General features: G+C 72.1%; 15 protein-coding genes and 1 pseudogene. 7 read left to right on the forward strand and 9 right to left on the reverse strand.

Translation table 11 applies throughout. The annotated features are described in order from the left end of the window. Positions 1 to 14: 14 nt before the first annotated feature. The 6 genes from N4G63_RS08460 to N4G63_RS08485 all read right to left on the reverse strand — a co-directional run bounded on the left by N4G63_RS08460 (position 15) and on the right by N4G63_RS08485 (position 12,484). A complete protein-coding gene (locus N4G63_RS08460) occupies positions 15 to 1,160 on the reverse strand; it encodes a transglutaminase family protein (protein WP_260787884.1) in 1,146 nt (381 codons plus the stop codon). Beyond that, positions 1,157 to 3,760 carry a circularly permuted type 2 ATP-grasp protein gene (locus N4G63_RS08465; RefSeq protein WP_314599578.1) on the reverse strand — a complete coding sequence of 868 codons (2,604 nt, stop codon included), beginning with the start codon at positions 3,758 to 3,760 and terminating at the stop codon, positions 1,157 to 1,159. Before N4G63_RS08465 ends, N4G63_RS08460 begins: the two co-directional genes overlap by 4 nt. 57 nt (positions 3,761 to 3,817) lie before the next feature. Continuing rightward, complete coding sequence (locus tag N4G63_RS08470; protein WP_314599579.1) at positions 3,818 to 7,414, reverse strand: transglutaminase family protein; 3,597 nt, start codon at positions 7,412 to 7,414, stop codon at positions 3,818 to 3,820. 123 nt (positions 7,415 to 7,537) lie between these two features. Then, the gene (locus N4G63_RS08475) at positions 7,538 to 8,494 is read right to left on the reverse strand and encodes an alpha-E domain-containing protein (RefSeq protein WP_260787887.1); all 957 of its coding nucleotides are present in this window, start codon (positions 8,492 to 8,494) and stop codon (positions 7,538 to 7,540) included. 2 nt (positions 8,495 to 8,496) lie between these two features. Beyond that, positions 8,497 to 9,933, reverse strand: a complete 1,437-nt coding sequence (locus N4G63_RS08480; RefSeq protein WP_260787888.1) for a circularly permuted type 2 ATP-grasp protein — start codon at positions 9,931 to 9,933, stop codon at positions 8,497 to 8,499. Between the two features lie 34 nt (positions 9,934 to 9,967). After that, entirely contained in the window at positions 9,968 to 12,484 is a 2,517-nt protein-coding gene (locus N4G63_RS08485; protein ID WP_260787889.1) for a DNA internalization-related competence protein ComEC/Rec2, read from the reverse strand. Between the two features lie 54 nt (positions 12,485 to 12,538). On the opposite strand from N4G63_RS08485, the gene N4G63_RS08490 reads away from it, so the two are divergent. From N4G63_RS08490 to ubiM, 3 genes are read left to right on the forward strand one after another with little or no spacing between them, the layout of a single operon-like run. Next, positions 12,539 to 12,994 carry a RidA family protein gene (locus N4G63_RS08490; protein WP_260787890.1) on the forward strand — a complete coding sequence of 152 codons (456 nt, stop codon included), beginning with the start codon at positions 12,539 to 12,541 and terminating at the stop codon, positions 12,992 to 12,994. Beyond that, positions 12,991 to 13,485, forward strand: coding sequence for a disulfide bond formation protein B (locus N4G63_RS08495; protein WP_260787891.1), 495 nt, complete (start codon positions 12,991 to 12,993; stop codon positions 13,483 to 13,485). Before N4G63_RS08490 ends, N4G63_RS08495 begins: the two co-directional genes overlap by 4 nt. A 45-nt stretch (positions 13,486 to 13,530) precedes the next feature. After that, entirely contained in the window at positions 13,531 to 14,871 is a 1,341-nt protein-coding gene (gene ubiM, locus N4G63_RS08500; RefSeq protein ID WP_314599580.1) for a 5-demethoxyubiquinol-8 5-hydroxylase UbiM, read from the forward strand. An 89-nt stretch (positions 14,872 to 14,960) separates the two neighbouring features. Here ubiM and N4G63_RS08505 read toward each other — a convergent pair whose 3' ends face one another. Together N4G63_RS08505 and parC are read right to left on the reverse strand one after the other, a co-directional pair. Beyond that, positions 14,961 to 16,244, reverse strand: a complete 1,284-nt coding sequence (locus tag N4G63_RS08505; protein ID WP_260787892.1) for an MFS transporter — start codon at positions 16,242 to 16,244, stop codon at positions 14,961 to 14,963. Beyond that, complete coding sequence (gene parC / locus N4G63_RS08510; protein WP_260787893.1) at positions 16,241 to 18,571, reverse strand: DNA topoisomerase IV subunit A; 2,331 nt, start codon at positions 18,569 to 18,571, stop codon at positions 16,241 to 16,243. Before parC ends, N4G63_RS08505 begins: the two co-directional genes overlap by 4 nt. A 391-nt stretch (positions 18,572 to 18,962) precedes the next feature. Here parC and N4G63_RS08515 point away from each other — a divergent pair, with 391 nt between their 5' ends. Beyond that, positions 18,963 to 19,847: a dioxygenase family protein gene (locus tag N4G63_RS08515; RefSeq protein ID WP_260787894.1), complete on the forward strand. Its 885-nt coding sequence runs from the start codon at positions 18,963 to 18,965 to the stop codon at positions 19,845 to 19,847. 60 nt (positions 19,848 to 19,907) lie between these two features. Here N4G63_RS08515 and N4G63_RS08520 read toward each other — a convergent pair whose 3' ends face one another. Next, on the reverse strand, positions 19,908 to 21,896 hold the full coding sequence (locus N4G63_RS08520) for a DNA topoisomerase IV subunit B (protein ID WP_260787895.1): 1,989 nt from the start codon (positions 21,894 to 21,896) through the stop codon (positions 19,908 to 19,910). Positions 21,897 to 22,125: 229 nt separating this feature from the next. Here N4G63_RS08520 and N4G63_RS08525 point away from each other — a divergent pair, with 229 nt between their 5' ends. The 3 genes and pseudogenes from N4G63_RS08525 to N4G63_RS08535 form a co-directional block, all read left to right on the forward strand. Then, positions 22,126 to 23,364: an MFS transporter gene (locus N4G63_RS08525; protein ID WP_260787896.1), complete on the forward strand. Its 1,239-nt coding sequence runs from the start codon at positions 22,126 to 22,128 to the stop codon at positions 23,362 to 23,364. Positions 23,365 to 23,492: 128 nt separating this feature from the next. Next, positions 23,493 to 23,618 carry a hypothetical protein gene (locus N4G63_RS08530; RefSeq protein ID WP_260787897.1) on the forward strand — a complete coding sequence of 42 codons (126 nt, stop codon included), beginning with the start codon at positions 23,493 to 23,495 and terminating at the stop codon, positions 23,616 to 23,618. A gap of 2 nt (positions 23,619 to 23,620) precedes the next feature. Then, positions 23,621 to 24,208 (forward strand): annotated as a pseudogene (locus N4G63_RS08535) (class I SAM-dependent methyltransferase); the annotation flags it as partial. Between the last annotated feature and the right edge of the window lie 118 nt (positions 24,209 to 24,326).

The raw sequence follows: 24,326 nt of genomic DNA on the forward strand, positions 1-24,326 counted from the left end.
CTTTTCGGGCCTGCTCAGGCCCCGGCGGCCGCCGCCGGCAGCGGCATCACGGTCACGGCCACGTCGGGTGGCGTGCTGCCGCCGCCGCGGATCACGCCGCGCAGCGGTGCCACATCGCCATAGTCGCGGCCCCAGGCCAGCGTGACATGGTCGGTGCCGACGCGGCAGTTGTTGGTGGGGTCGAGTGCCACCCAGCCCTGGCGCGGGCACCACACGGCCACCCACGCGTGGCTGGCATCGGCCCCCACCAGGCGCGGCTGGCCCTCGGGTGGATGGGTGAGCAGGTAGCCGCTGACATACCGCGCGGCCAGGCCCAGCGAGCGCATCGCGCCGATCATCAGGTGGGCGAAATCCTGGCACACGCCCTCGCCGCGGGCCAGCGCGCTGGGCGCATCGGTGGCCACATCGGTGCTCAGTGGCCGGTAGCGCATGCGCTGGTGCACGCGGTGCATCAACGCCAGCGCGGCCTCGAGCAGCGGGCGCTGCGGCGTGAACAGGTCGGCCGCAAAGGCCGCCAGGCGGGCATCGTGCGGCGCAAAGCGCGAGGCCAGCATGTACTCCACCGCCTCGGGCTGCTGCTCGCCCGCGGCGTACAGCAGCGCGCGCACCACGGCCTCGCAGGGCAGGCTGTCGGCGGCGCGCCAGGGCCGTGGCGGGTGCAGGCACACGCGAAAGCTCGAGCGCACCAGCAGCGTGGCGTGCACCTGCGCGTGGCCGAAGCCATGGCGCCAGTTGCCGAAGGCGTCCAGGCTTTGCTGCACTGCGCCGTCGGGCGGCGGCTCGATGTCGAGCTGCCAGTCGAGCACCCGCTGCACCTCGGTGTCGCGCGGGCGCAGGTGGGCGCTGTGCAGCGCCACCTCCACCGGCGTGTCGTAGCGGTAGCGGGTGTCGTGCTCGACGGCCAGGCACACCGGCGCGGTGTCCATGGCCGCATCGGCCAGGGCCGCCGCGCCTTCATCGGGCGGCTCGCCTTCATCGGCTGGGCCGGCATCGGGTGGGCCTTGTTCAGGCGCGTCGGCGGCCGGGGCCATTGCGGATTCGGTCAATCCGCCCAAGGCCTCGTCGGCCACGGCCGCGTCTGACCTGGCCTCGTCGGCCCGGGTCTGGTCATCGGGCAAGGGCTCTGGCGCCGCGCCCTCGGGCGCTGTGGGCGGGCTCATTGCCACACCCGGTGCTCGGGTGACGAGGCCACGTGCACGAACAGGTGCCGGCCGATCTCGTCGGACAGCGCACGCGCCGCGCTGCAGCACTGGCGCAGCGCGGCCACCAGCTTGGCATGGCCGCCGTCGGCATCGGCTTCGCCGCAGGCTGCCAGATCCCAGCTGGCGGGCTGCGGAAAGTCGGCCGTGACGGCGAAGGCCCAGTCGGCGTCGATGCCGCGCGCCAGTTTGCGCAGGCGGTCGCGCATGGTGCGCGCCACCCAGGCCAGCGAGCGCGGGTTGTCGGTGTCGAAGACCAGCAGGTGCAGCAGCGGCAGCACCTCGCGCCGCGCCTGGAACTGCGCGCGGTAGGTGATCAGGCTGTCGAACAGGCCCAGCAGCAGCGCAAAACCGTCGTCGGGCTCGTGCACGCGGAGCTCGAAGCCCAGCGCCAGCGCATGGGCCAGCATGTCCAGGCGCTCGATCTGGCGGCCCACGCTGAGCAGGCGCCAGCCGTCGTCGCGGGTCATGCGGTCGGTCTGTGCGCCGGTGATGGCCGACAGGTGCGTGGCGGCGCGGGCCAGCACGCCCTGCACATCGGGCACCAGAGCCCGGCCCTCGCGGCCGGCCAGCGCATGGCCCAGGTGCTGGTCGAAGTGGCGGTCGACCTCGTGGATCAGGCGCCAGTGCTCGGGCGACAGGCGCTCGCGCAGCGCCAGGGCACAGTGGCGCAGGCGGCGCAGGTTGTGGCCAACGCCGCCGGCGCCGGCCTCGCCGCGCAGGCCGGCCAGCAGCGCCCGCTCGAACACCCGCGGTGACTGCTGCGGCGAGGGCACGCCCGGCGGCACCAGGCCATGCCACACCGCCAGATCGCCCAGCAGGCGCAGCGCCGGCGCGCTGGCGCCCGGCAGGGCCTCGAGCACCAGGCGCGCCAGGCGCACCGTGTTCTCGGCGCGCTCGGTGTAGCGGCCCAGCCAGAACAGGTTCTCGGCGGCGCGGCTGGTGACGCTGCGGTGCCAGCCCTGCAGGTCGGCCGCGCTGAGCGGGCGTGGCAGCAGGGTGCTGTCGTCGACCGCGCCGCGGGTGATGACCCAGGTGTCGGCACTGGCGCTGCCGTGCTGCATGCTGAGCCAGGGATCGGACGCACCACCGGCCACACCCCCGGCCGGTGCGCCGCCGGCCACGCGGGTGAGCCCGCCAGACAGCACCCGCCAGCCACCGGTGCCATCGGCCACCGCAAACACGCGCAGCACCGCCGCGCGCGGCTGGATCTCGCCACCGGCCCACACCGGCGCCTCCGACAGGCGCACGCGGGCCTGCAGCGTGTAGGCGGCGGGGTTGGCGTCGATGCGCGCAGCCAGGCGCGCGCGCTCTTCGGGCGTGAGCGCCCCGGCCACGGCCGGGCCGAAGCCGCTGTCGGGGAAGGTGGGGGCGACCACGTAGTCGGCCAGGTGCTCGCGCTGCTCGGCCCACACCGTGCCCTCGCCGCACCACCAGCTGGTGGCGGCCGGCAGCACCAGCCGCTCGTCGAGCAGGCGCTCGGCCACGCCGGGCCAGAAGGCCGCCAGGCCCGGGCTTTCCAGCACGCCGGCGCCGGGCGCATTGGCCAGCACCACGGTGCCGGCACGCAGGGCCTGCATCAGGCCCGGCACGCCCAGCGCCGAATCGGCGCGCAGCTCGAGCGGATCGAGGAACACGTCGTCCACCCGGCGCAGCACCACATGCACCGGCTCCAGGCCATGCATGGTCTTGAGGAACAGGTGCTGGCCACGCACCGTGAGGTCGCCGCCCTCGACCAGGGTGACACCCAGGTAGCGGGCCAGGAAGGCCTGCTCGAAGTAGGTTTCGTTCAGCGGCCCGGGCGTCAGCAGCACGATGCGGCTGCGCGCGCCGGCCGGGCTGGCACGCAGCAGGCCATCGAGCAGCGCACGAAAGCTGGCCGCCACGCGCTGCACATTGAGCTCGGCAAACTGCTCGCGGAACTGCGGCGGAATCAGCAGCCGGTTCTCGAGCAGATAGCCCAGGCCCGAGGGCGCCTGCGCGCGCTGCGCCAGCAGGCTGAAGCGCCCCGAGGGGCCGCGCATCAGGTCGAAGGCCACCAGGTGCAGCCACTGGTCGCCGGCCGGCTGCAGGCCGCGCGCCGGGCGCAGGTACTGCGGATGGGCGTAGATCAGCGAGGCCGGCAGCAGCGCGTCGCGCAGCAACTGCTGCGGGCCGTAGAGATCGGCCATGGTGGCTTCGAGCAGGCGCGCGCGCTGCACCACGCCGCGCTCAATCTGCGCCCAGTCGTCGGCGCCCACGATGAAGGGCAGCAGCGCCAGCGGCCAGGGCCGTGCGACCTCGTCGCCGTCGGCGTAGACGTTGTAGGTGGCGCCGTCCTCCTGCACGCGTTGCCCCACGCGGTGGTGGCGCACGGCCAGGTCGGCCCAGCCGGCCGGCCCCAGGGTTTCGACGAAGCGCTGCCAGTGCGCCACCGGCACGTTGCTGCTGTGGCCCGGGCCGGCGGCGCGCCACTCGTCCCAGGCGCCGGCGCTGGCGCGGCGCACCAGCGTGGCCAGCGCGCTGCGGTTGCGCTCGGGTGGGCTCACGGCGGCATCGGGCGACGGCTGGGCTTCGGACATGGCCCGATCATGCCTTGCCGCCCGCCCCCGGTGGCCAGCACCCGGGCGCGGCCGGGCTCATCGCGCGGTGCGCAGGTCCAGCGTGAAGGGGAACTCCAGGCTGTGCTCGGCCGGGCCCACGCGCATCGTGCCGGGGGTGTGGCCGATGTTGAAGAAGCGCGCCAGGCGCCGGCTCTCGGCCTCGTAGGCGTTGACCGGGAAGCTGTCGTAGCTGCGCCCGCCCGGATGGGCCACGTGGTACTGGCAGCCGCCCAGCGAGCGCTGGCTCCAGCGGTCGACCAGGTCGAAGGTCAGCGGCGCATCGACTCCGATGGTGGGGTGCAGCGCACTCGGCGGCTGCCAGGCGCGGTAGCGGATGCCGCACACATACTCGCCGGCCCGGCCGGTGGGCTGCAGCGGCACGGTCACGCCGTTGACCGTGACCACGTGGCGCGGATCGGTCAGGCCACTGGCCTTGAGCTCGAGCCGCTCGACCGACGAATCGACATAGCGCACCGTGCCGCCGGTGGCGCCCTCCTCGCCCATCACATGCCAGGGCTCGAGCGCGGTGCGCAGCTGCAGCTGCACGCCGCGCGCCACATGGCCGCCGATCTTGGGGAAGCGGAACTCGAAGTGCGGCGCGAACCATTCCGGCTTGAAGTCGAAGCCGGCCTGGCGCAGCTCGTCGAGCACGTCCTCGAAGTCCATCCACTGGAAGGTGGGCAGCAGGAAGCGGTCGTGCAGCGCCGTGCCCCAGCGCACCAGCGGCGCGCGGAAGGGCTCGACCCAGAAGCGCGCCACCAGCGCGCGCAGCAGCAGCTGCTGGGCCACGCTCATGCGCGCATGCGGCGGCATCTCGAAGGCGCGCAGCTCCAGCAGGCCCAGGCGGCCGGTGGCGCTGTCGGGCGAGTAGAGCTTGTCGATGCAGAACTCGCTGCGGTGGGTGTTGCCGGTCACGTCCACCAGGATGTTGCGCAGCGTGCGGTCCACCAGCCAGGGCGGCATGAACCCCGAGCCCCCACGCCCGCCTGCCGGCGAGCTGCCCCCCGCGGGGGCGCTCGGGCCTTGGGACGGCCCGGCGGCCCTCGGGCCATAGACGGCCTTGTTGCGCTCGATCTCGCCGAGCGCGATCTCCAGCTCGTAGAGCTGGTCGTTGCGCGCCTCGTCCACCCGCGGTGCCTGGCTGGTGGGGCCGATGAACAGGCCCGAGAACAGGTAGCTCAAGCTGGGGTGGTTGTGCCAGCAGGCCAGCAGCGAGGCCAGCACATCGGGCCGGCGCAAAAAGGGCGAATCCTCGGGCCGCGCGCCGCCCAGCACGATGTGGTTGCCGCCGCCGGTGCCGGTGTGGCGGCCGTCGAGCATGAACTTCTCGCTCGACAGGCGGGTCTGCCAGGCCGCTTCGTACAGGAACTCGGTGTGCTCGACCAGCTCTTTCCAGTCGTGCGCCGGGTGGATGTTGACCTCGATCACGCCGGGATCGGGCGTGACCTGCAGCAGCTTCAGGCGCGGATCGCGCGGCGGCGGGTAGCCTTCGAGCACCAGCTTGACGCCGCGGTCCAGCGCCGTGGCCTCCACCGCGGCCAGCAGCTCGAGATAGTCTTCCAGGCGCTGCAGCGGCGGCATGAAGACATACAGCACGCCACGCTGCTGGCCGCTGGCCAGCGCCGCCGCCTCGACCTTGGGGCCGTTGACGCGCGCCGGATCGCGCACCTCGACCACCAGCGCCGTGCGCACGATCCACGAGGCCGACTCGAAGCGGCCGGGCGAGCGACCCAGGTCAACGGCCGTGCCGGCCGCATCGCCCGGGCCACGGCCGGCGGCCAGCGCCGCCGCCCCGGGTGCGGTGGCCGCACCGCCCACCGGCAGGGCGCCGGCACCGCTATGGCCCTGCCCCTGCACCGCCACCACGCCGCCCTCGGCAAAACCGCCGCCCACCACATGCGCGGCGTACTGGCTGCGGATGGCGGCTGCCGACGGCAGTGCGTCGCGCGGCGCGAACGGGTCGTGCTCGATGTGGTACGGGTAATCCGTGCCGCTGACCCACGGCAGTGAATCGAGCGGCAGGCGGTAGCCCATCGGCGAATCGCCCGGGTACAGGTACATGCGCTCGTCGCGGAAGAACCAGGCGCCGGTCTCCCAGCGCGCACCGGCCAGTGCCGCGCCGCCCTCGGCACGCCGCAGCGGCAGCGCATAGCCCACCACCTGGTCGAGGCCCTGGCCGAACACGCGGCGCAGGCGCACGCGCTCCATCTCGTCATCGAGCCGGGCATCGAAGGGGTCGACATTGACCGGCAGGCGGCGCTCGCGCCACAGGAAGTACCAGGTGTCCTCGTAGCCGGGCTGCACATGCTCGGCCGACACGCCCAGGCGGCGGGTCAGCGCCTGCATGAAGGCCTGCGCGTCGGCCTGGGTGTAGTGGTGGTCGCCACGCTCGTCGGCAAACAGCGCGGGGTCTTGCCAGCAGGGCTGGCCATCGCTGCGCCAGCAGATGCTGAGCGCCCAGCGCGGCAGCTGCTCGCCCGGATACCACTTGCCCTGGCCGAAGTGCAGGAAGCCGCCCTGCGCATAGTGCGCGCGCAGGCGCTGCGTGAGGTCTTGCGCCAGCATGCGCTTGGTGGGGCCCAGCGCATCGGTGTTCCACTCGGCGCCGTCGCGGTCGTCCACGCTGACGAAGGTGGGCTCGCCGCCCATGGTCAGGCGCACGTCGCCGGCCTTGAGCGTGGCGTCCACCACCTCGCCGAGGGCCAGCACCTCGGCCCACTGGGCCTCGGTGTAGGGCTGGGTCACGCGCGGCGACTCGTAGATGCGCGTGATCTGCATGTGGTGCTCGAAGCTCACCTCGCACTCGTCGACCGCGCCGCTGATCGGCGCCGCACTGCTGGGCACCGGCGTGCAGGCCACCGGGATGTGACCCTCGCCGGCCAGCAGGCCCGAGGTGGGGTCGAAGCCGATCCAGCCGGCGCCGGGCAGGAACACCTCGCACCAGGCGTGCAGATCGGTGAAGTCGATCTCGGTGCCGCTGGGGCCGTCGAGCGCCTTCACATCGGGCTTCAACTGGATCAGGTAGCCCGAGACGAAGCGCGCGGCCAGGCCCAGGTGGCGCAGCGCCTGCACCATCAGCCAGCCGGTGTCGCGGCAGGAGCCGCTGGCCTTGGTGAGGGTTTCGTCGGGCGTCTGCACGCCCGGCTCCATGCGGATCAGGTAGCGGATGTCCTTTTGCAGGCGCTGGTTCAGCGCCACCAGAAAGTCGACCGTGCGCACCTCGCTGCGGTCGATGGTGGCCAGAAAGGCGGCCATGGCCGGCGTGGCCTCGCCCACCGCCAGGTAGGGCGCCAGCTCCTGCGCCAGCACCTCGCTGTAGGCGAAGGGATAGTTCTCGGCCCCCGGCTCCAGGAAGAAGTCGAACGGGCTGTAGACCGACATCTCGGCCACCAGATCGACGGTGACCTTGAACTCGCTGGTCTGGCCCGGAAACACCAGGCGCGCCAGGTGGTTGGAGAACGGGTCCTGCTGCCAGTTGACGAAGTGATCAACCGGCTCGACCTTGAGCGAGTAGCTCAGGATCGGCGTGCGGCAGTGCGGTGCCGGGCGCAGGCGCACCACCTGCGGCGACAGGCTCACCCGGCGGTCGTAGCGGTAGTGCGTGACATGGTTCAGCGCGACATGGATGCTCATGTGTACCCCTCGCCCGGCGAATACGCCGGTCGATCCCCCGGGGGGATGGCGGGCCGGCTTGGGAGCGGCCCGGCGCTCGGCCCGCCCCGCTTCGACGATGTGTTGGGTGCGCTCATCGAGAACTCAGGTTGGAAGAAGGAAGTCGCGGCTGATGCCGCCACCGATGTCGTTGATGCGGTCGAGGTACTGGGTCAGGAAGGCGTGCAGCCCGGTGGCCAGGATCTCGTCAATGCGGGCGAACTGCAGGTCGGCGCGCAGGCGGCCGGCACGGCGCCGGGTCTCGGTGCTCTGCTCGTTGGCCACCTTGTCGACGTTGGCCACCACCTCGTCCATGCAGGCTGCCAGCGAACGCGGCATGTCGGGGCGCAGGATCAGCAGCTCGGCCACCTTGTCGGGGCGGATGACGTTGCGGTAGACCTTGCGGTAGATCTCGAAGCCGCTCACCGAGCGCAATATCGCGCTCCAGTGGTAGAAGTCGACCTCGGGCGCATCGTCGTCGCCCCAGTTGCCGAAGTAGTCGCGCGCCAGCGCATGGAACTTCACATCCACCAGGCGCGCGGTGTTGTCGCCGCGCTCCAGGAAGGTGCCGATGCGGATGAAGTGCAGCGCCTCGTCCTGCAGCATGGTGCCCACCGTGACGCCGCGGCTGAGGTGCGAGCGGAACTTGACCCACTCGAACAAGGCCGAGGGGTCGCGCTCGAAGCTGGGGTCGCGCAGCACGCGCTGAAACTCGAGCCAGGTCTGGTTGGTGGTTTCCCACAGCTCGGTGGTCAGCGCGCCACGCACGGCCCGGGCGTTCTCGCGCGCCGCCTGCAGGCAGGCCACGATGCTGGACGGGTTGCCGGCGTCGCGCACCATGAAGTCCAGCACATTGGCGGCATTGACCTCGGCATGCTTCTGGTGGAAGGCGTGGGTCAGCTCCGAGATGCCCAGCACACCGGCCCAGCCCAGTTCGGCGCGGTGGTTGTGCTGCGGCAGCAGCGAGGTCTGGTAGTGCACGTCCAGCATGCGTGCGGTGTTCTCGGCCCGCTCCATGTAGCGGGCCATCCAGAACAGGTGGTCAGCGGTTCTCGACAGCATGCTCAAGCCTCCAAAACCCATGTGTCTTTTGTGCCGCCGCCCTGGCTGCTGTTGACCACCAGCGAGCCCTCCTTCAGCGCCACGCGGGTCAGGCCGCCGGGCACCATCTGCACCGTCTTGCCCGACAGCACGAAGGGCCGCAGGTCGATGTGGCGCGGCGCGATGCCGCTCTCGACGAAGGTGGGGCAGCTCGACAGCGCCAGCGTCGGCTGCGCGATGTAGTTCGAGGGGTTGGCCACCAGCGCCGCGCGGAAGGCCTCGATCTCGGCCTGGCTGGCAGCGGGGCCGACCAGCATGCCGTAGCCGCCGGCGCCGTGCACCTCTTTGACCACCAGCTCGGGCAGGTGGGCCAGCACGTACTTCAGCGACTCGGGCTCGCGGCAGCGCCAGGTGGGCACGTTCTGCAGGATGGGCTTCTCGCCGAGGTAGAACTCGACCATCTGCGGCACGTAGCTGTAGATGCTCTTGTCGTCGGCCACGCCGGTACCGATGGCGTTGGCCAGCGTCACGTTGCCGGCCTGGTAGGCCTCGAGCAGGCCGGCGCAGCCCAGCGTGCTGTCGGGGCGGAACGCGCGGGGGTCGAGAAAATCGTCGTCCACCCGCCGGTAGATCACGTCCACGCGCTTGGGGCCTTGCGTGGTGCGCATGTAGACGAAGCCGTCGCGCATGAACAGGTCTTGCCCCTCCACCAGCTCCACACCCATCTGCTGGGCCAGGAACGCGTGCTCGAAGTAGGCGCTGTTGTACATGCCGGGCGTGAGCACCACCACGGTGGGCTCGTTCACCGCTGGCGGCGCCACCTCGCGCAGGGTTTCGAGCAGCAGGTCGGGGTAGTGCGCCACCGGGGCGATGCGGTGCCGGCCAAACAGCTCGGGAAACAGCCGCATCATCATCTTGCGGTTCTCGAGCATGTAGCTCACGCCCGAGGGCACGCGCAGGTTGTCTTCCAGCACGTAGTAGGTGCCGCTGCCATCGGGTTGCGCGGCGCGCACGATGTCGATGCCGGCAATCGCCGAGTAGATCTGGCGCGGCACGTCCACGCCCATCATCTCGGGCCGGAACTGCGCGTTGCGGGTGATCTCGTCGGCGGGGATCAGCCCGGCCTTGAGGATCTCCTGCCCGTGGTAGACGTCGTGCAGGAAGCGGTTGAGCGCCGTGACGCGCTGCACCAGGCCTTGCTGCATGCGCTGCCACTCGTCGGCCGGGATGATGCGCGGGATCAGGTCGAACGGGATCAGCCGCTCGGTGCCGGCGCCGTCCTCGTCCTTGGCGCCATAGACCGCGAAGGTGATCCCGACACGTCGGAAGATCATCTCGGCCTCTTCGCGCCGTGCCGCCATGCGATCGGCGGGTTGCTCGGCCAGCCAGCGGTCGAAACCGCCGTAATGGGCGCGGACGGTGCCGGCGCCTTCATGCATCTCGTCGAATGCGGGTTTCATGCGTTGGGGGCTCCTGACGAGGGGGATTTAGCAACTATCGAACCAGGGTTTCCACGAGCGGCGCTGATGGCTGCCAATGCCAGTAGCGGCGCCGCACTTCACGAGTGCACTCCACCGCACCATCCTGCCACTTCCACGCACCACATTGATCGGTTCGCACCACTTCAATGCGGCGATCGGCATATCGGGCCAGCACCTCGGGTGCCGGATGGCCAAAACGGCTGCGGTAAGCGGCCTGCACCACGGCCCAACGTGGTGCCACGGCGTCCAGCAGCGCGGCGGTGGACGAGGTGCGGCTGCCGTGGTGCGGCACCAGCAGCACCTGGCTGGCCAGCGCGGCGGGTGGCAGGCGCTGCAGCATCGCCGCCTCTTGTTGCGCTTCGATGTCGCCGGTGAGCAGCGCGCTGCGGCCGCTGGCATCGGTGATGCGCAGCACGCACGACACGGCGTTGGGCTTCACGGCGCTGGCGTAGTCGGCCGGCGTGGGGTGCAGCAGCGCGAACTGCACGCCGTCCCACACCCAGCCCAGGCCGGCCTGGCAGCGGGTGTGCGGCAGCGGCCGGGCGCGCAGCGGGTGCTCGTCGGGCAGCGAGCTCCACACATCGGCCACCGGCAGCGCGTCCAGCAGCGTGGCGGCGCCGCCCACATGGTCGGCGTCGCGGTGGCTCAGCATCAGGCGGTCGATGTGGCGCTCGCCACGCGCGCGCAGCAGCGGCAGCAGCACGCGCTGGCCAGCATCGCTGTCGCGGCTGATCTGCGGGCCGGTGTCATAGACCAGCAGGTGCGCGTGCGTGCGCACCAGCACCGCCGTGCCCTGACCCACATCGGCCACCAGGATCTGCATCTGCCCGGGCACCGGCCGCTCGCTAGCCGGCCACAGCAGCGGCAGCACCAGCGGCAGGGCCAGGCCGCGCAGACGCCAGGGCAGCGGCAGCACGCCCAGCAGCGCGCCGGCCAGGCCGCTGGCCACGGCCCAGGCCGGTGCGACCGCGGTGGTCCACTGGGCCACCGGGGCGCTGGCCAGCCAGCCCAGGCCGGCCACACCGGCCTGCACCAGGGCGCCGGTCAGGCTCCACAGCGGCGGCAGCAGCACGCCGGCCAGTGCCAAGGGCGTGATCAGCAGGGTGACCAGCGGAATGGCCACCAGGTTGGCCACCCAGCCCACCAGCGACACCTGGCCAAAAAACACCAGCGACAGCGGCGCCAGCCCCAGCGTGGCCACCAGCTGGGCGCGACCATGCGCCGCCAGCGCCGCGCCCAGGCGCCCGCCCAGCCGGTGCAGGCGTGTGCGTCGGGTGTCGGGCAAAGCCGCCGCGTCGCGCGGCCGGTGCAGGCCGCGCGTGACCGGCTCCGACAGCAGCAGCAGCGCCACCGCGGCAAAGCTCAGCCAGAAGCCGGCCTGCAGCAGCGCCCAGGGGTCGGCCAGGGTGACAACCACCGCCGCCAGCAGCAGCACCAGCAGCCAGGGCCAGCGCACACCGGTGCTGCGCAGCGCCGCGGCCATGGCCAGCATCAGCACGGTGCGCTGGGCCGGCACGCCCCAGCCGGCCAGCAGCGCATAGGCCGTGGCCAGCAGCAGCCCGCCCCAGCGCGCCGCCACCGGCAGCGGCACGGCCAGCATGCCGCGCGGCCAGCGCCGCCACAGCCAGGCCACGCCGGCCGCGGCCAGCCAGGCCAGCATCGTGACGTGCACGCCCGAGATCGATACCAGGTGGGCAATGCCGGTGGCGCGAAACAGCTCCCAGTCGGCGCGCTCGATGGCCGCCTGGTCGCCCACCACCAATGCCGCCAGCACGCCGGCCACGCGGCCATCGGGCACCTGGCGGCGGATGGCGTCGCGCAGCTGGCCGCGCAGGCGTTCCACCGGGTGCGCGCCGGTCTCGGCCAGCAGCTGCGCCGGCGGCCCGCCGCGCTGCACCCGCACGCTGCCATTGGCCCCCAGGCCCTGCTCGAACCACCACAGCTCCACGTCAAAGCCGTGCGGGTTCATCGCGCCGTGCAGGGCCTTCAGGCGCAGCGGCAGGCGCCAGCGCTGGCCGGCCTGCAGCGCGGCGCGCGGCTCGTCGAACCAGGCGCTCTCGTCAAAGCCCGACCACCAGCCCAGGGTCAGCCGCGCAGGCAGGCGCACCGGCCGGCCGCGGTGCCAGGCCTGCTCCACCTCGAAGGCAAAGCGTGCGCCCGCGGCGTCCTGCTGCGGCATGACCGCCACCACGCCGGTGACGATCAGATCCAGACCTTCGAGCGCCGGGTCGAGCCGCTCGGCCAGCCGGTCGGCCGCGCGCAGCGCCGTGCCGGCAAAGGCCAGGCCCGCCACGCCCAGACACAGCAGGCCCCAGGCCACCGCGGCCCGCTGCGGCCAGTGGCGCCAGGCCAGGCCCGCCAGCACCACCAGGGCCAGCGCGATGGCCAGCGCCCACCGCAGGCCGGGCTGCGGCCACAACGCTGCCTGCTGCAACTGCAGCGCCACGCCGCCCAGCCAGGCCAGGCCCGGCAAAGCCACCTGCCAGCTGGCCAGGCCCGCGGCGCCGCCGGGGGGCGCAGGCTTGGCCATGGGGCCCAGTGTAGGATGGCCCGTTGTCTGTTCTCCAACCCGCCTGACCCCGCCATGTCCGTCTACGACACGCTCTCGCAACTGGGCATCACGCTGCCGCCGGTGGCCGTGCCCGCCGCCGCCTATGTGCCCTTCGTGCAAACCGGCAAGCTGGTGTTCCTCTCGGGACACATTGCCAAGAAGGACGGCAAGCCCTGGGTGGGCCAGCTGGGCGCCGGCATCGCCACCGCCGAGGGCCAGGCCGCAGCGCGCGCGGTGGCCATCGACCTGCTGGGCACGCTGCATGCAGCGGTGGGCGACCTCAACCAGGTGGCGCGCATCGTCAAGCTGATGAGCCTGGTCAACAGCACGCCCACGTTCACCGAGCAGCACCTGGTGACCAATGGCGCGTCGGAGCTGATCGGCCAGGTGTTCGGCGCGGCCGGCGCGCATGCCCGCAGCGCCTTTGGCGTGGCGCAGATCCCGCTGGGCGCCTGCGTCGAGATCGAACTCATCGCCGAGCTGAAGTGAGCCCGGCGGTTCGCCCGGCGCGGCTGCTGCTGGCGGCCGCGCTGGCCAGCTTTGGCGCCGTGGGCGCGGCCTTGTTCACCCAGGTGGCCTGGGGCATGCAGCCCTGCCCCTGGTGCGTGCTGCAGCGCCTGATCTTCGTGGCCATCGGTGTGGTGGCCGTGTTGGGCCTGGTGGTGGTGCGGGCACCCGCCGGCCGGCGCAGCACCGGCGTGCTGGTGTTGCTGCTGGCCGCCTGCGGCATGGCCGCGGCGCTGTGGCAGCACTTCGTGGCCAGCAAGAGCGCCTCGTGCAACCTGACGCTGGCCGACCGCATCATGGAGCTGAGCACGCTCGACCGGCAGCTGCCGCTGCTGTTCTCGGCCACCGCCAACTGCGCCGATGCCTCGGCGCCGCTGCTGGGCCTGGCCTACGAGTTCTGGAGCCTGGGCCTGTTCGGCCTGCTGGCGGTGGCGGCGCTGCAGCTGCTGCGGCGCCACAGCTTCTTCGGCTGACCCCGGTCAAGCCGGCCCGGGCGCCACTCGGGCAGCATGGCCGCCATGCCCACCCCCACTGACCCGGCCGCCGATGCCGATGTGCTGATCGTTGGCGCCGGCCCCGCCGGCCTGGCCCTGGCCACCGCCCTGGCCGATGCCGGCCTGCGCCCCTGGCTGCTCGAGCAGCAGGCGCTGGCCGCCGTGGCCGAGCCGGCCGAGGACGGCCGCGACATCGCCCTCACCCACCGCGCGCGCGATGTGATGCACGCGCTGGGCCAGTGGGCACGCCTGCCGGCCGACTGCATGGCCCCGCTGCAGCAGGCGGCGGTGCTGGACGGCAACACTGCCGGCCACAGCACCGGCCCGCTGCGTTTTGCCAGCGGCCAAGGCGAGCCGCTGGGCTGGCTGGTGCCCAACCACTGCATCCGCCGCGCCGCCTATGAAGCCGCCCTGGCCCGCCCGGCGGTGCGGCTGCGCTGCGAGGCGCGCGTCACCGCGCTGGATCGCAGCGGCCCGCTGGCCCGCGTGAGCCTGGCCGACGGCAGCACGCTGCACGCGCCGCTGGTGGTGGCCGCCGACAGCCGCTTTTCAGGCACCCGGCGCCTGGCCGGCATTGGCGCGGCCATGCGCGATTTCGGCCGCAGCGTGGTGGTGGGCCGGGTGCAGCACGAACGCGATCACCAGGCCACGGCCTGGGAGTGTTTTGGCTACGACAACACGCTGGCCCTGCTGCCGATGAACGGCCGCCAGTGCTCGGCGGTGGTCACCGTGCCCAGCGACCAGGCCCCCGCCTGGCTGGCGCTGGACGATGCGGCCTTTGCCGCGCGCATCCACGGCCAGAGCGGCGGCCGCCTGGGCGCGCTGCAGGCCGCCGGGCCGCGCCACCACTACCCGCTGGTGGGCGTGTATGCGCAGCAGTTCGTGGCCGAGCGTTTTGCACTGCTGGGCGATGCCGCAGTGGGCATGCACCCGGTCACCGCACATGGCTGGAATTTCGGCCTCTACGGTGTGCAGGTGCTGGCGCGCCAGCTGGCCGCAGCGCACCGCGCCGGCCGCGACATCGGCCAGCTGGCGGTGCTGCAGCCCTACGAGGCCGAGCACCGCCGCGTCACCCGCCCGGTGTACCTGGGCACCAATGCCATCGTCGGCCTGTTCACCGACGCGCGCGGCCCCGCGCGGCTGGCGCGCCGCGCCGTGCTGGGGGCCGCCGAGCATGTGCCGCCGCTGGCGGCGGTGATCAAGACCGCGATCACCGCGCAGCTCACCGGCCGGCCGCCGGCCTTTGGCCCACTTACACCGCTGCCACCGCTGCCGCCCCTGCCACCGCTGCCCGCCTTGCCCGCCTGGGCCCGCGCGCTGCGCGACCGCGCGGCCGGGCGGCTGTTCAGCGGCCCGCGGCGCTGACCCGCTGCGGCTGCCCCTGCCGCGCAGGCACCTGGCGGCCCTGCGCGAGGCGCCGCACGGGTGTTGGGCTGCGTGGCGTGTGATCGGTGTCAGTCGCCGTGGCGGCGCGCCCGCCGCACGGCGGGGTCGATCACCGCGGCCAGCGCGGCCGCTGCCCAGACCGTGCTGAACACGGCCAGCGCGGTGCCGGTGTCGCGGTGCTCCAGCAGCCAGCCGCAGGCCGCCGCGCCCACCGGGATCAGGCCCATCGCCACCAGCCGGAAGCTGCTGTTGACGCGGCCCTGCAACCCGTCCGGAATCATCGCCAGCCGGTGGCTGAACTGCACCACGTTGTAGATCGGGGCGCAGAACATGATCACGCCATACACCAGGCCCAGGCTCCACACCCCGGTGCCCAGGGCGTAGAGCGGAAACACCGCGGCCTCGACGCACAGCAGGCCGATGACCGCCGGCCCGAACTGCACCCGCCGCTGCACCCAGGGCCCCGCCACGGCCCCCAGCACCGCGCCAACGCCGCCGCATGACAGCATCCAGCCCACCTGCGCATCGCTGGCGCCATGCTGGTGGGCCAGCACGATCAGCAGCAGCGGCACCGCGGCCTGCACGCCGTTGACCACGCAGGTGATCAAGGCCATGTCGCGCACCAGGCGCTCGCGCCACAGCCAGCGCAGGCCCTCGGCCACCTCGGTGCGCAGGCGCCGCGGCGGGCTGCGCGTGGCCAGCGCAAGCGGGGTGCGCAGGCGCCACACCGACCACCAGGCCAGACCGTGGCACAGCACGTCCAGCCCGAAGGGCGCGGCCCGGCCGACACCCTGGTACAGCGCCGCACCCACCGCCGGCCCCAGCACGGCGGCGGCGCCATAGCCGGCCTGGTTCTGCGCCGTGGCCGCCGGCAGTTGCCCGGGTGTCACCACGCGCGGCAAGGCCGCGGTGCCGGCGATGTTGACGAAGACGTGGAACAGCCCTTCCAGCATGGCCACGGCGTACAGGTGCGGCAGGCCCAGCCGGTCGAGCGCCAGGGCCAGGGCCAGGCTGGCCACCGCCAGCACGCGTCCGGCCAGGCACAGCAGCATCAGGCGGCGCCGGTCCCAGCGGTCGACCAGCGCGCCCACCGGCAGGCTCAGCAGCAAGAAGGGCAGCATGTGCAGCACCACCACCCAGCTGGCCTGCTGCGGCGAACCGGTGAGCGCCAGCACCAGCAGCGGATAGGCAATGCCGCTGGCCTGGCCGCCCAGGTTGGCCACCACCTGGGCCGTCCACAGGCGCATGAAATCGGGCTGGCGCCACAGCGGGCGCAGCGCGGCGGCAACGGCGGCGTTGCCTGGGCCGGCGCCGGGGCCCGCCTGTGCGCCAGGGCCGGCCGGCACGCTCACGCCACGCGCTGCGGCTTGACGAACCCGTCGATCTTCTTGCCCTTGCGCGCGCGCTTGCCCAGGTAGGCGGCCAGCGCCGCCGGCCGCAGCACCTCGTCCTTGGCCTTGCCGCCGCGGCCCTGGCCCAGCACCGTGACCACCTCGCCCACCGTGGCGGCGGCGATCAGCGGGCACTGCGCATCCACGTCCATCAGCGTGAGGCCCTTGCCGCCGTTGGGCTGCAGCTTCAGCTCATCCAGCGCAAACACCAGCAGCCGGCCATCTTGCGCCAGCGTGGCCACCTGGCGGTGCGCCGGCAGCACCACCGCGGGTGGCAGCAGCTGGTCGGCGTCGCCCAGCGTCAGGAAGGCCTTGCCGGCGCGGTTGCGGCCCTGCATGTCGCTCACCTTGGCCAGCAGGCCGTAGCCGCCGCTGTTGGCCAGCAGCAGCGTGGTCTCGGCCGCGCCGGCAAAGTAGTGCGCCGGCTGCGTGCCAGGGGCCAGATCGATCAGCGTGGTGATCGGCACGCCATCGCCACGGCCGCCGGGCAGGCTGGACGCGGCCACCGAGTACACCCGGCCATCGCCGCCCGAGGGCGTGCCAAAGACCAGCAGCGTGTCCACGCTGCGGCAGGCAAAGGTGGCGCACAAGGCGTCCCCGGCCTTGAACTGCAGCGTGGCGCCATCGACCTCATGGCCCTTGAGCGCACGCACCCAGCCCTTCTGGCTGACGACCACGGTCACCGGCTCGTCGGCCACCTTGATCTCGGCCACCGCGCGCTTCTCGGCCTGGATCAGCGTGCGGCGATCGTCGCCATGGGCCCTGGTGTCGGCCTCGATCTCCTTGATCAGCAGGCGCTTGAGCGCGGCCGGGCTGTTCAGGATCTCTTCCAGCCGGGCCTGCTCGTCGCGCAGCGTGGCCAGCTCCTGCTCGATCTTGATGAACTCCAGCCGCGCCAGCTGGCGCAGGCGGATGTCGAGAATGTCCTCGGCCTGCCGCTCGCTGAGCCCGAAACGCGCGATCAGCGCCGGCTTGGGCTCGTCGCTCTCGCGGATGATGCGGATCACCTCGTCGATGTGCAGCAGCACCAGGTGCCGGCCTTCGAGCACGTGGATGCGGTCGAGCACCTTGTCCAGCCGGTGGCGGGTGCGCCGCGCCACCGTGACCTGGCGGAAGTCGATCCACTCGGTGAGGATCTGCCGCAGCCCCTTTTGCACCGGCCGGCCGTCGCGGCCGATCATCGTGAGGTTGATCGAGCTGCTGGTCTCGAGGCTGGTGTGGGCCAGCAGCGTGGTGATCAGCTCGCCTTGCTCGACGGCGCGGCTCTTGGGCTCGAGCACCAGGCGCACGGGGGCGTCCTTGCCCGATTCGTCGCGCACGGCGTCCAGCACGCTCAGCACGCTCTGGCGCAGCTGGGTCTGGTCCTGGGTCAAGGCCTTCTTGCCGCTCTTGACCTTGGGGTTGGTGAGCTCCTCGATCTCTTCCAGCACCTTCTGCGTGCTGACGCCCGGCGGCAGCTCGGTGACCACCAGCTGCCACTGGCCGCGCGCCAGGTCCTCGATCTTCCAGCGCGCGCGCACCTTCAGGCTGCCACGGCCGCCGCGGTAGGCCTCGCGGATGTCGGCCTCGGGGCTGATGATCTGGCCGCCGCCCGGGTAGTCGGGGCCGGGGATCAGCGTGTACAGCTCGTCGTCGCTGAGCAGGTCGTTGCGGATCATCGCCACCACGGCGGCCGAGACCTCGCGCAGGTTGTGGCTGGGCACCTCGGTGGCCATGCCCACGGCAATGCCCGAGGCGCCGTTGAGCAGCACGAAGGGCAGGCGCGCGGGCAGCAGCGAGGGCTCCTCGAAGCTGCCGTCGTAGTTGGGCACGAAATCGACCGTGCCTTCGTCGATCTCGTCGAGCAGCAGGCGCGAGATCGGCGACAGCCGTGCCTCGGTGTAGCGCATGGCCGCCGCGCCATCGCCGTCGCGGCTGCCGAAGTTGCCCTGGCCGTCGATCAGCGGGTAGCGCAGCGAAAAATCCTGCGCCATGCGCACCAGGGCGTCGTAGGCGGCCTGGTCGCCGTGCGGGTGAAAACGGCCCAGCACATCGCCCACCACGCGCGCGCTCTTCACCGGCTTGGGTCCACCGGCGGCGGCGCCCCAGCCCAGGCCCATGCGCTGCATCGAGTACAGGATGCGCCGCTGCACTGGCTTGGCACCGTCGCACACATCGGGCAGGGCGCGGCCCTTGACCACGCTGAGCGCGTATTCGAGGTAGGCCCGCTCGGCGTAATGCGCCAGCGTGATGGCATCACCCGGTTCGCCGGGCGGGGTGTTGAGCAGGGAGAGTTGGTCTGAGGACATGGGTCGCGGCTGGCGGCACCCGCCGCCGGGGGAGCCGTTGCTGTCAGGACAAGTGGTTCGAAAGCCGGCACCGGGCCAGCCAGGCACGCCGCGTGCAGGCTGTCAGGCGGCGGGGCCGGCGCGCCGCAGCGCCGGCATGGGCCCGCAGGGCCGACCGCCGCCGCCAGCGGCGGTGCCGGGTGCTGCGGGCATTGTGTCATTGTCGGCACGCCCGGCCGGCCACGCGGCCGGCCCGCCGCCCGGGCACTGGCGCAGCAGCCGGCGCCACCCCAGGCGCGCCGGCCGACACACAGATTTACCTGCACGCACAGCGCGCGAAACCTGGCCGCGGCCCAATGCGCACGGCATTGGGCAGGATCCCGGCTGGACGCCGGACACAGGAGGCAACCCCATGAACGCAGCACGACGCCACGTACTTTCCACCGATCTGGAGCGCATGCTCGACGCCAGCCCCGAGCGCCGCCGCCTGCTGCGCTGGCTGTCGGCCGGCGTGGCCTTGTCGGCCGGCCCGATGGCCCTGGCCGGATGCGGCGGTGGCGGTGGCGACGCCGGCACCGCGGGTTTTGGCAGCACCACCGGCAGCGGCACCACCACCGGCAGCGGCTCGACCACCGTGTCCTCGTGCACCGCGGTGCCCACCGAGACCAACGGGCCCTACCCGGCCGACGGCACGCTGGCCTCAAGCCAGCGGCTCAATGCGCTGGCCTTGTCGGGCATCGTGCGCAGCGACATCCGCACCAGCGTGGCCAGCGCCAGCGGTACCGCCGCCGGTGTGGTGGCCACGCTCAAGATCAAGCTGGTCAATGCCAACAGCGGCTGCGCCAACCTGGCCGGTTACGCCATCTATGTGTGGCACTGCACCCGCGACGGCAACTACTCGCTGTACTCCAGCGGCCACACCGGTCAGAACTACCTGCGCGGCGTGCAGGTGACCGACGCCAACGGCGAGGTCAGCTTCACCACCATCTTTCCGGGTGCCTACAGCGGCCGCTGGCCGCACATCCACTACGAGGTCTACCCCAGCGAGACGGCGGCCATCGACGCCGGCAGCGTGGGCGACTGGACCAAGGTCTCGCAGATCGCGATCCCCGAGGACGCGTGCCGCACCGTGTATGGCTCGGCCAGCGGCTACAGCAGCAGCCTCACCGCGCTGAACGGCGTGAGCCTGGCCAGCGACAACGTCTTCAGTGACGGCGTCACCAGCCAGATGGCCACGGTGAGCGGCAGCCTCAGTGCCGGCTATGTGATCGACGCGGTGGTCGGCATCTCGGTCTGAGCGCCGGGGCCGGGCACGGCGCCCGGCAGGCGGCCCGCCGCGTCGCGCGGCGGCCGTGCCTCAGATGTCGATCTCGACCGCGTCGCCGTTGATCTCCATCAGCTCGCGCCGCGCCGCGGCCTCGCCCTTGCCCATCAGCTTGTTGAACGAGCCCACGGTCTCGTCAAAGCTCAGCACACCCCAGGCCACCGGCAGCAGGCGGCGGGTGTCGGGGTTGAGCGTGGTTTCCCACAGCTGCTCGGCGCTCATTTCGCCCAGGCCCTTGAAGCGGCTGATGCTCCAGCTGCCCTCGCGGGCGCCTTCCTTGCGCAGCTTGTCGAGCGTGGCGTCCTGCTCGCCCTGGTCGAGCGCATAGATCTTGGCCGCCGGCTTCTTGCCGCGCGCCGGGGCGTCGATGCGAAACAGCGGCGGCTTGGCGATGTAGACATGGCCGCGCTCGATCAGCTTGGGAAAGTGGCGGAAGAACAGCGTGAGCAGCAGCACCTGGATGTGCGAGCCGTCCACGTCGGCATCGCTCAGGATGCACACCTTGCCGTAGCGCAGGCCCGAGAAATCGGGCGTGTCATTGGGGCCGTGCGGATCGATGCCGATGGCCACCGAGATGTCGTGGATCTCGTTGTTCTTGAACAGCAGGTCGCGCTCGACCTCCCAGGCGTTGAGCACCTTGCCGCGCAGCGGCAGCACGGCCTGCGTTTCCTTGTCGCGGCCCATCTTGGCCGAGCCGCCGGCGGAGTCGCCCTCCACCAGAAACACCTCGTTCAGGCTGGTGTCGCGGCTTTCGCAGTCGGTCAGCTTGCCGGGCAGCACGGCCACGCCGGAGCCCTTGCGCTTTTCCACCTTCTGGCCGGCGCGCTGGCGGGTCTGCGCCTGCTTGATCACCAGCTCGGCCAGCTTCTTGCCATGGTCGACATGCTGGTTCAGCCACAGCTCGAGCGGCGAACGGGTGAAGCTGCTGACCAGGCGCAGCGCGTCGCGGCTGTTCAGACGCTCCTTGGTCTGGCCCTGGAACTGCGGGTCGAGCACCTTGGCGCTGAGCACGAAGCTGGCGCGGCTGAACACGTCGTCGGGCATCAGCTTCACGCCCTTGGGCAGCAGGCTGTGCAGCTCGATGAAGGCCTTGATGGCACCGAACAGGCCATCCTTCAAGCCGCTCTCGTGCGTGCCGCCGGCCACCGTGGGAATCAGGTTCACATAGCTTTCGCGCAGCGTGCCGCCTTCCTCGGTGAAGGCCACGCACCAGGCCGCGCCCTCGCCTTCGGCAAAGTTCTCGCTCTCGTTGCCCGAGGCATAGGCCTCGCCCTCGAACAGCGGAATCACCGGGTCGGCCGCCAGGCCCTGGCTGAGGTAGTCGCGCAGGCCGCCCTTGTAGAGCCAGGTCTGCACCTCGGCCTCGCGGTCGCCGGGCTTCTCGGTGGTGAGCGTCACCGTGGCACCGGGCATCAGCACCGCCTTGCTGCGCAGCAGGTGGGTCAGCTCGTTGCGCGGCAGCTCGGCCGCCTCGAAGTACTTGGCATCGGGCCACACCTGCACGCGGGTGCCCTGCTTGCGCTCGCCCGGGTTGGCCTTGCGCACCACCAGCGGTTCGATCACGTCGCCACCGCTGAAGGCCAGCGTGGCCACCTGGCCCTCGCGCCACACGGTCACCTGCAGGCGCCTGGCCAGCGCGTTGGTCACGCTCACGCCCACGCCGTGCAGGCCGCCCGAGAAGCTGTAGGCGCCGCCGGCGCCCTTGTCGAACTTGCCGCCGGCGTGCAGGCGGGTGAACACGATCTCGACCACCGGCACGCCTTCTTCAGGGTGCAGGCCGAAGGGGATGCCGCGGCCGTCGTCGTCCACGCTCACCGAGCCGTCGGTGTGCAGCGTGACGGCGATGCGCTTGCCGTAGCCGGCCAGCGCCTCGTCGGCGGCGTTGTCGATCACCTCCTGCACGATGTGCAGGGGGTTGTCGGTGCGGGTGTACATGCCCGGCCGCTGCTTGACGGGCTCGAGGCCCTTCAGCACGCGGATCGAGGCTTCGCCGTAACTGCCTTGTTTGGGTGGGGTTGCCATGGCTCGGGATTCTAGGCACCGCGGCGGGCCTGCCGCCCACGGCCCAGGGGGCGGCCCACTTCCATGGCCGGCATCCTGTGCACCGCCTCGCTGCCCTTGGGCACAAGCGGCCGGGCCAGGGGGGAGGCCTGGCCGGTGCGCGGATGGTGCGGGTGCGCTGTGCCCGGGCCGGCGGTCCGCCATCACCCCCGCACAGCAGGGCCCGGGCACTTGTCGGTACAGTGGCCGCATGTCAGAACCGAACCCAGCGGCCCGCGGCGCCGCCACGCCACCCAGCTTGTCGATGGCCCAGGTGCTGATCTGCGGCGCGGCCATCGTCACCCTCAGCATGGGCATCCGCCATGGTTTCGGCCTGTGGCTGCAACCCATCACCATGGACCGCGGCTGGACGCGCGAGACCTTCTCGTTTGCCATGGCGGTGCAGAACATCGCCTGGGGCGTGGCCGGCCCGGTGGCCGGCCTGCTGGCCGACCGCTTCGGCGCCTACCGCGTGTTGCTGGCCGCGGCGGCGATGTACGCCGCCGGCCTGGTGCTGATGGCCCTGGCCACCAGCGGCCTGGCGTTCACCGGCGCCGCCGGCCTGCTGGTGGGCACGGCCCAGGCCGGCTGCACCTACGCCATCGTCTACGGCGTGATCGGCCGCAACGTGCCGGCCGACCAGCGCAGCTGGGCCATGGGCATCACCGCCGCCGCCGGCTCGTTCGGCCAGTTCCTGATGGTGCCGGTGGAAAGCGGGCTGATCCGCGGCGTGGGCTGGCAGCAGGCGCTGTTCGTGCTGGGCGCGCTGGCCCTGCTGATGCTGCCGCTGGCCCGCGGCCTGAAGGAGCCGCCGCGCCAGGCCGTGGCGCAGCAGCAGAGCGTGGGCGCGGCGCTGCGCGAGGCCTTTGCCTACCCGAGCTTTCGCTGGCTGATGGCCGGCTATTTCGTCTGCGGCTTCCAGGTGGTGTTCATCGGCGTGCACATGCCCAGCTACCTGAAGGACCATGGCCTCGACCCGTCGGTGGCCACCACCGCGCTGATGCTGATCGGCCTGTTCAACGTGTTCGGCACCTACACCGCCGGCACGCTGGGCCAGACCCTGGCCAAGCGGCACATCCTGGCCGCCATCTATGCGCTGCGCTCGGTGGTCATCGTGCTGTTCCTGTGGGCGCCGCTGTCGCCGTGGTCGGTGTACCTGTTCGCCAGCGCGATCGGCTTTCTGTGGCTGTCCACCGTGCCGCCCACCAATGCGGTGATCGCGCAGATCTTCGGCGTGCAGTACCTGTCGATGCTGGGCGGCTTCGTGTTCTTCAGCCACCAGGTAGGCTCGTTCCTGGGCGTCTGGCTGGGTGGCAAGCTGTACGACGCCACCGGCAGCTACGACATCGTGTGGTGGATCGCCGTGGTGCTGGGCGTGCTGGCCGCGCTGGCCAACCTGCCGGTGCGTGAAACCGCCATTGCGCGCACGCCCCAGCCGGCCGCGGCTTGAGCAGCCGCCCGGCCGACCCGGCACCCGTCACCCTGCAACGCGTACCGCATACCACGCACCACGCTGCACGCCCCCCGCAGCGTCTTCGCCCGCCCCCTTCCTTCCGCCCCATCCCACCCGCAACCGCGATGCGACGCATGACACGCCTGGCCCTGTGGTTTGTTGCCGGCCTGCTGCTGGCCACCGTCTTGCTGGCCTACCAGAACCCGCACCTGGCGGTGGATCTGGCCAACCAGCTGTGGTCGTGTTTCTAGGCATGACCCGCTCCCGCGCGCCCGAGGCGCCCCTCACGCCCCCCGCGCGCCTCACGCCCGCCACGCCCCTCACGCCACTTCCGCGCCCGCACGCCAGCCCGGCCCCATCGCCCTGGCTGCTGCGCTGGGCCCACCTGCTGCCCGGCGCCGGCGCCAGCGCGCTCGACCTGGCCTGCGGCAGCGGCCGCCACCTGCGCTGGCTGGCCGGCCGCGGCCTGCGCTGCACCGGCGTGGACCGCGACGCCGCGGCGCTGGCCGGGCTGGCCGATCTGGGCGCGGCGGCCGAATGCCTGCTGGCCGACATCGAGAATGGCCCCTGGCCGCTGGCCGGCCGGCGGTTTGATCTGGTGCTGGTCACCAACTACCTCTGGCGCCCGCTGTGGCCGCAGATCCTGGCCGCGCTGGCCCCGGGCGGCTGGCTGGTGTATGAAACCTTCGCCGCCGGCAACGAGACGGTGGGCAAGCCCTCGCGGCCCGACTTTCTGCTGCAGCCCGGCGAACTGCTCGAACGCTGCAGCGCGCTGCGCACCGTGGCCTACGAAGATGGCTTCCTCGACGGCCCGCCGCGCTTTGTGCAGCGCATCGTGGCCCGGGCCTCCATGGCCGCAACCGCCACGGGCGACGCCGCACACGCCACCAGCGACGCAGCAACCGCCACCGGCGACGCCGCAACCGCCACCAGCGACGCCGCAACCCCCAGCGCCGACG

It is taken from the genome of Aquabacterium sp. OR-4, from assembly GCF_025290835.2.
Taxonomy (GTDB): domain Bacteria; phylum Pseudomonadota; class Gammaproteobacteria; order Burkholderiales; family Burkholderiaceae_C; genus Pseudaquabacterium.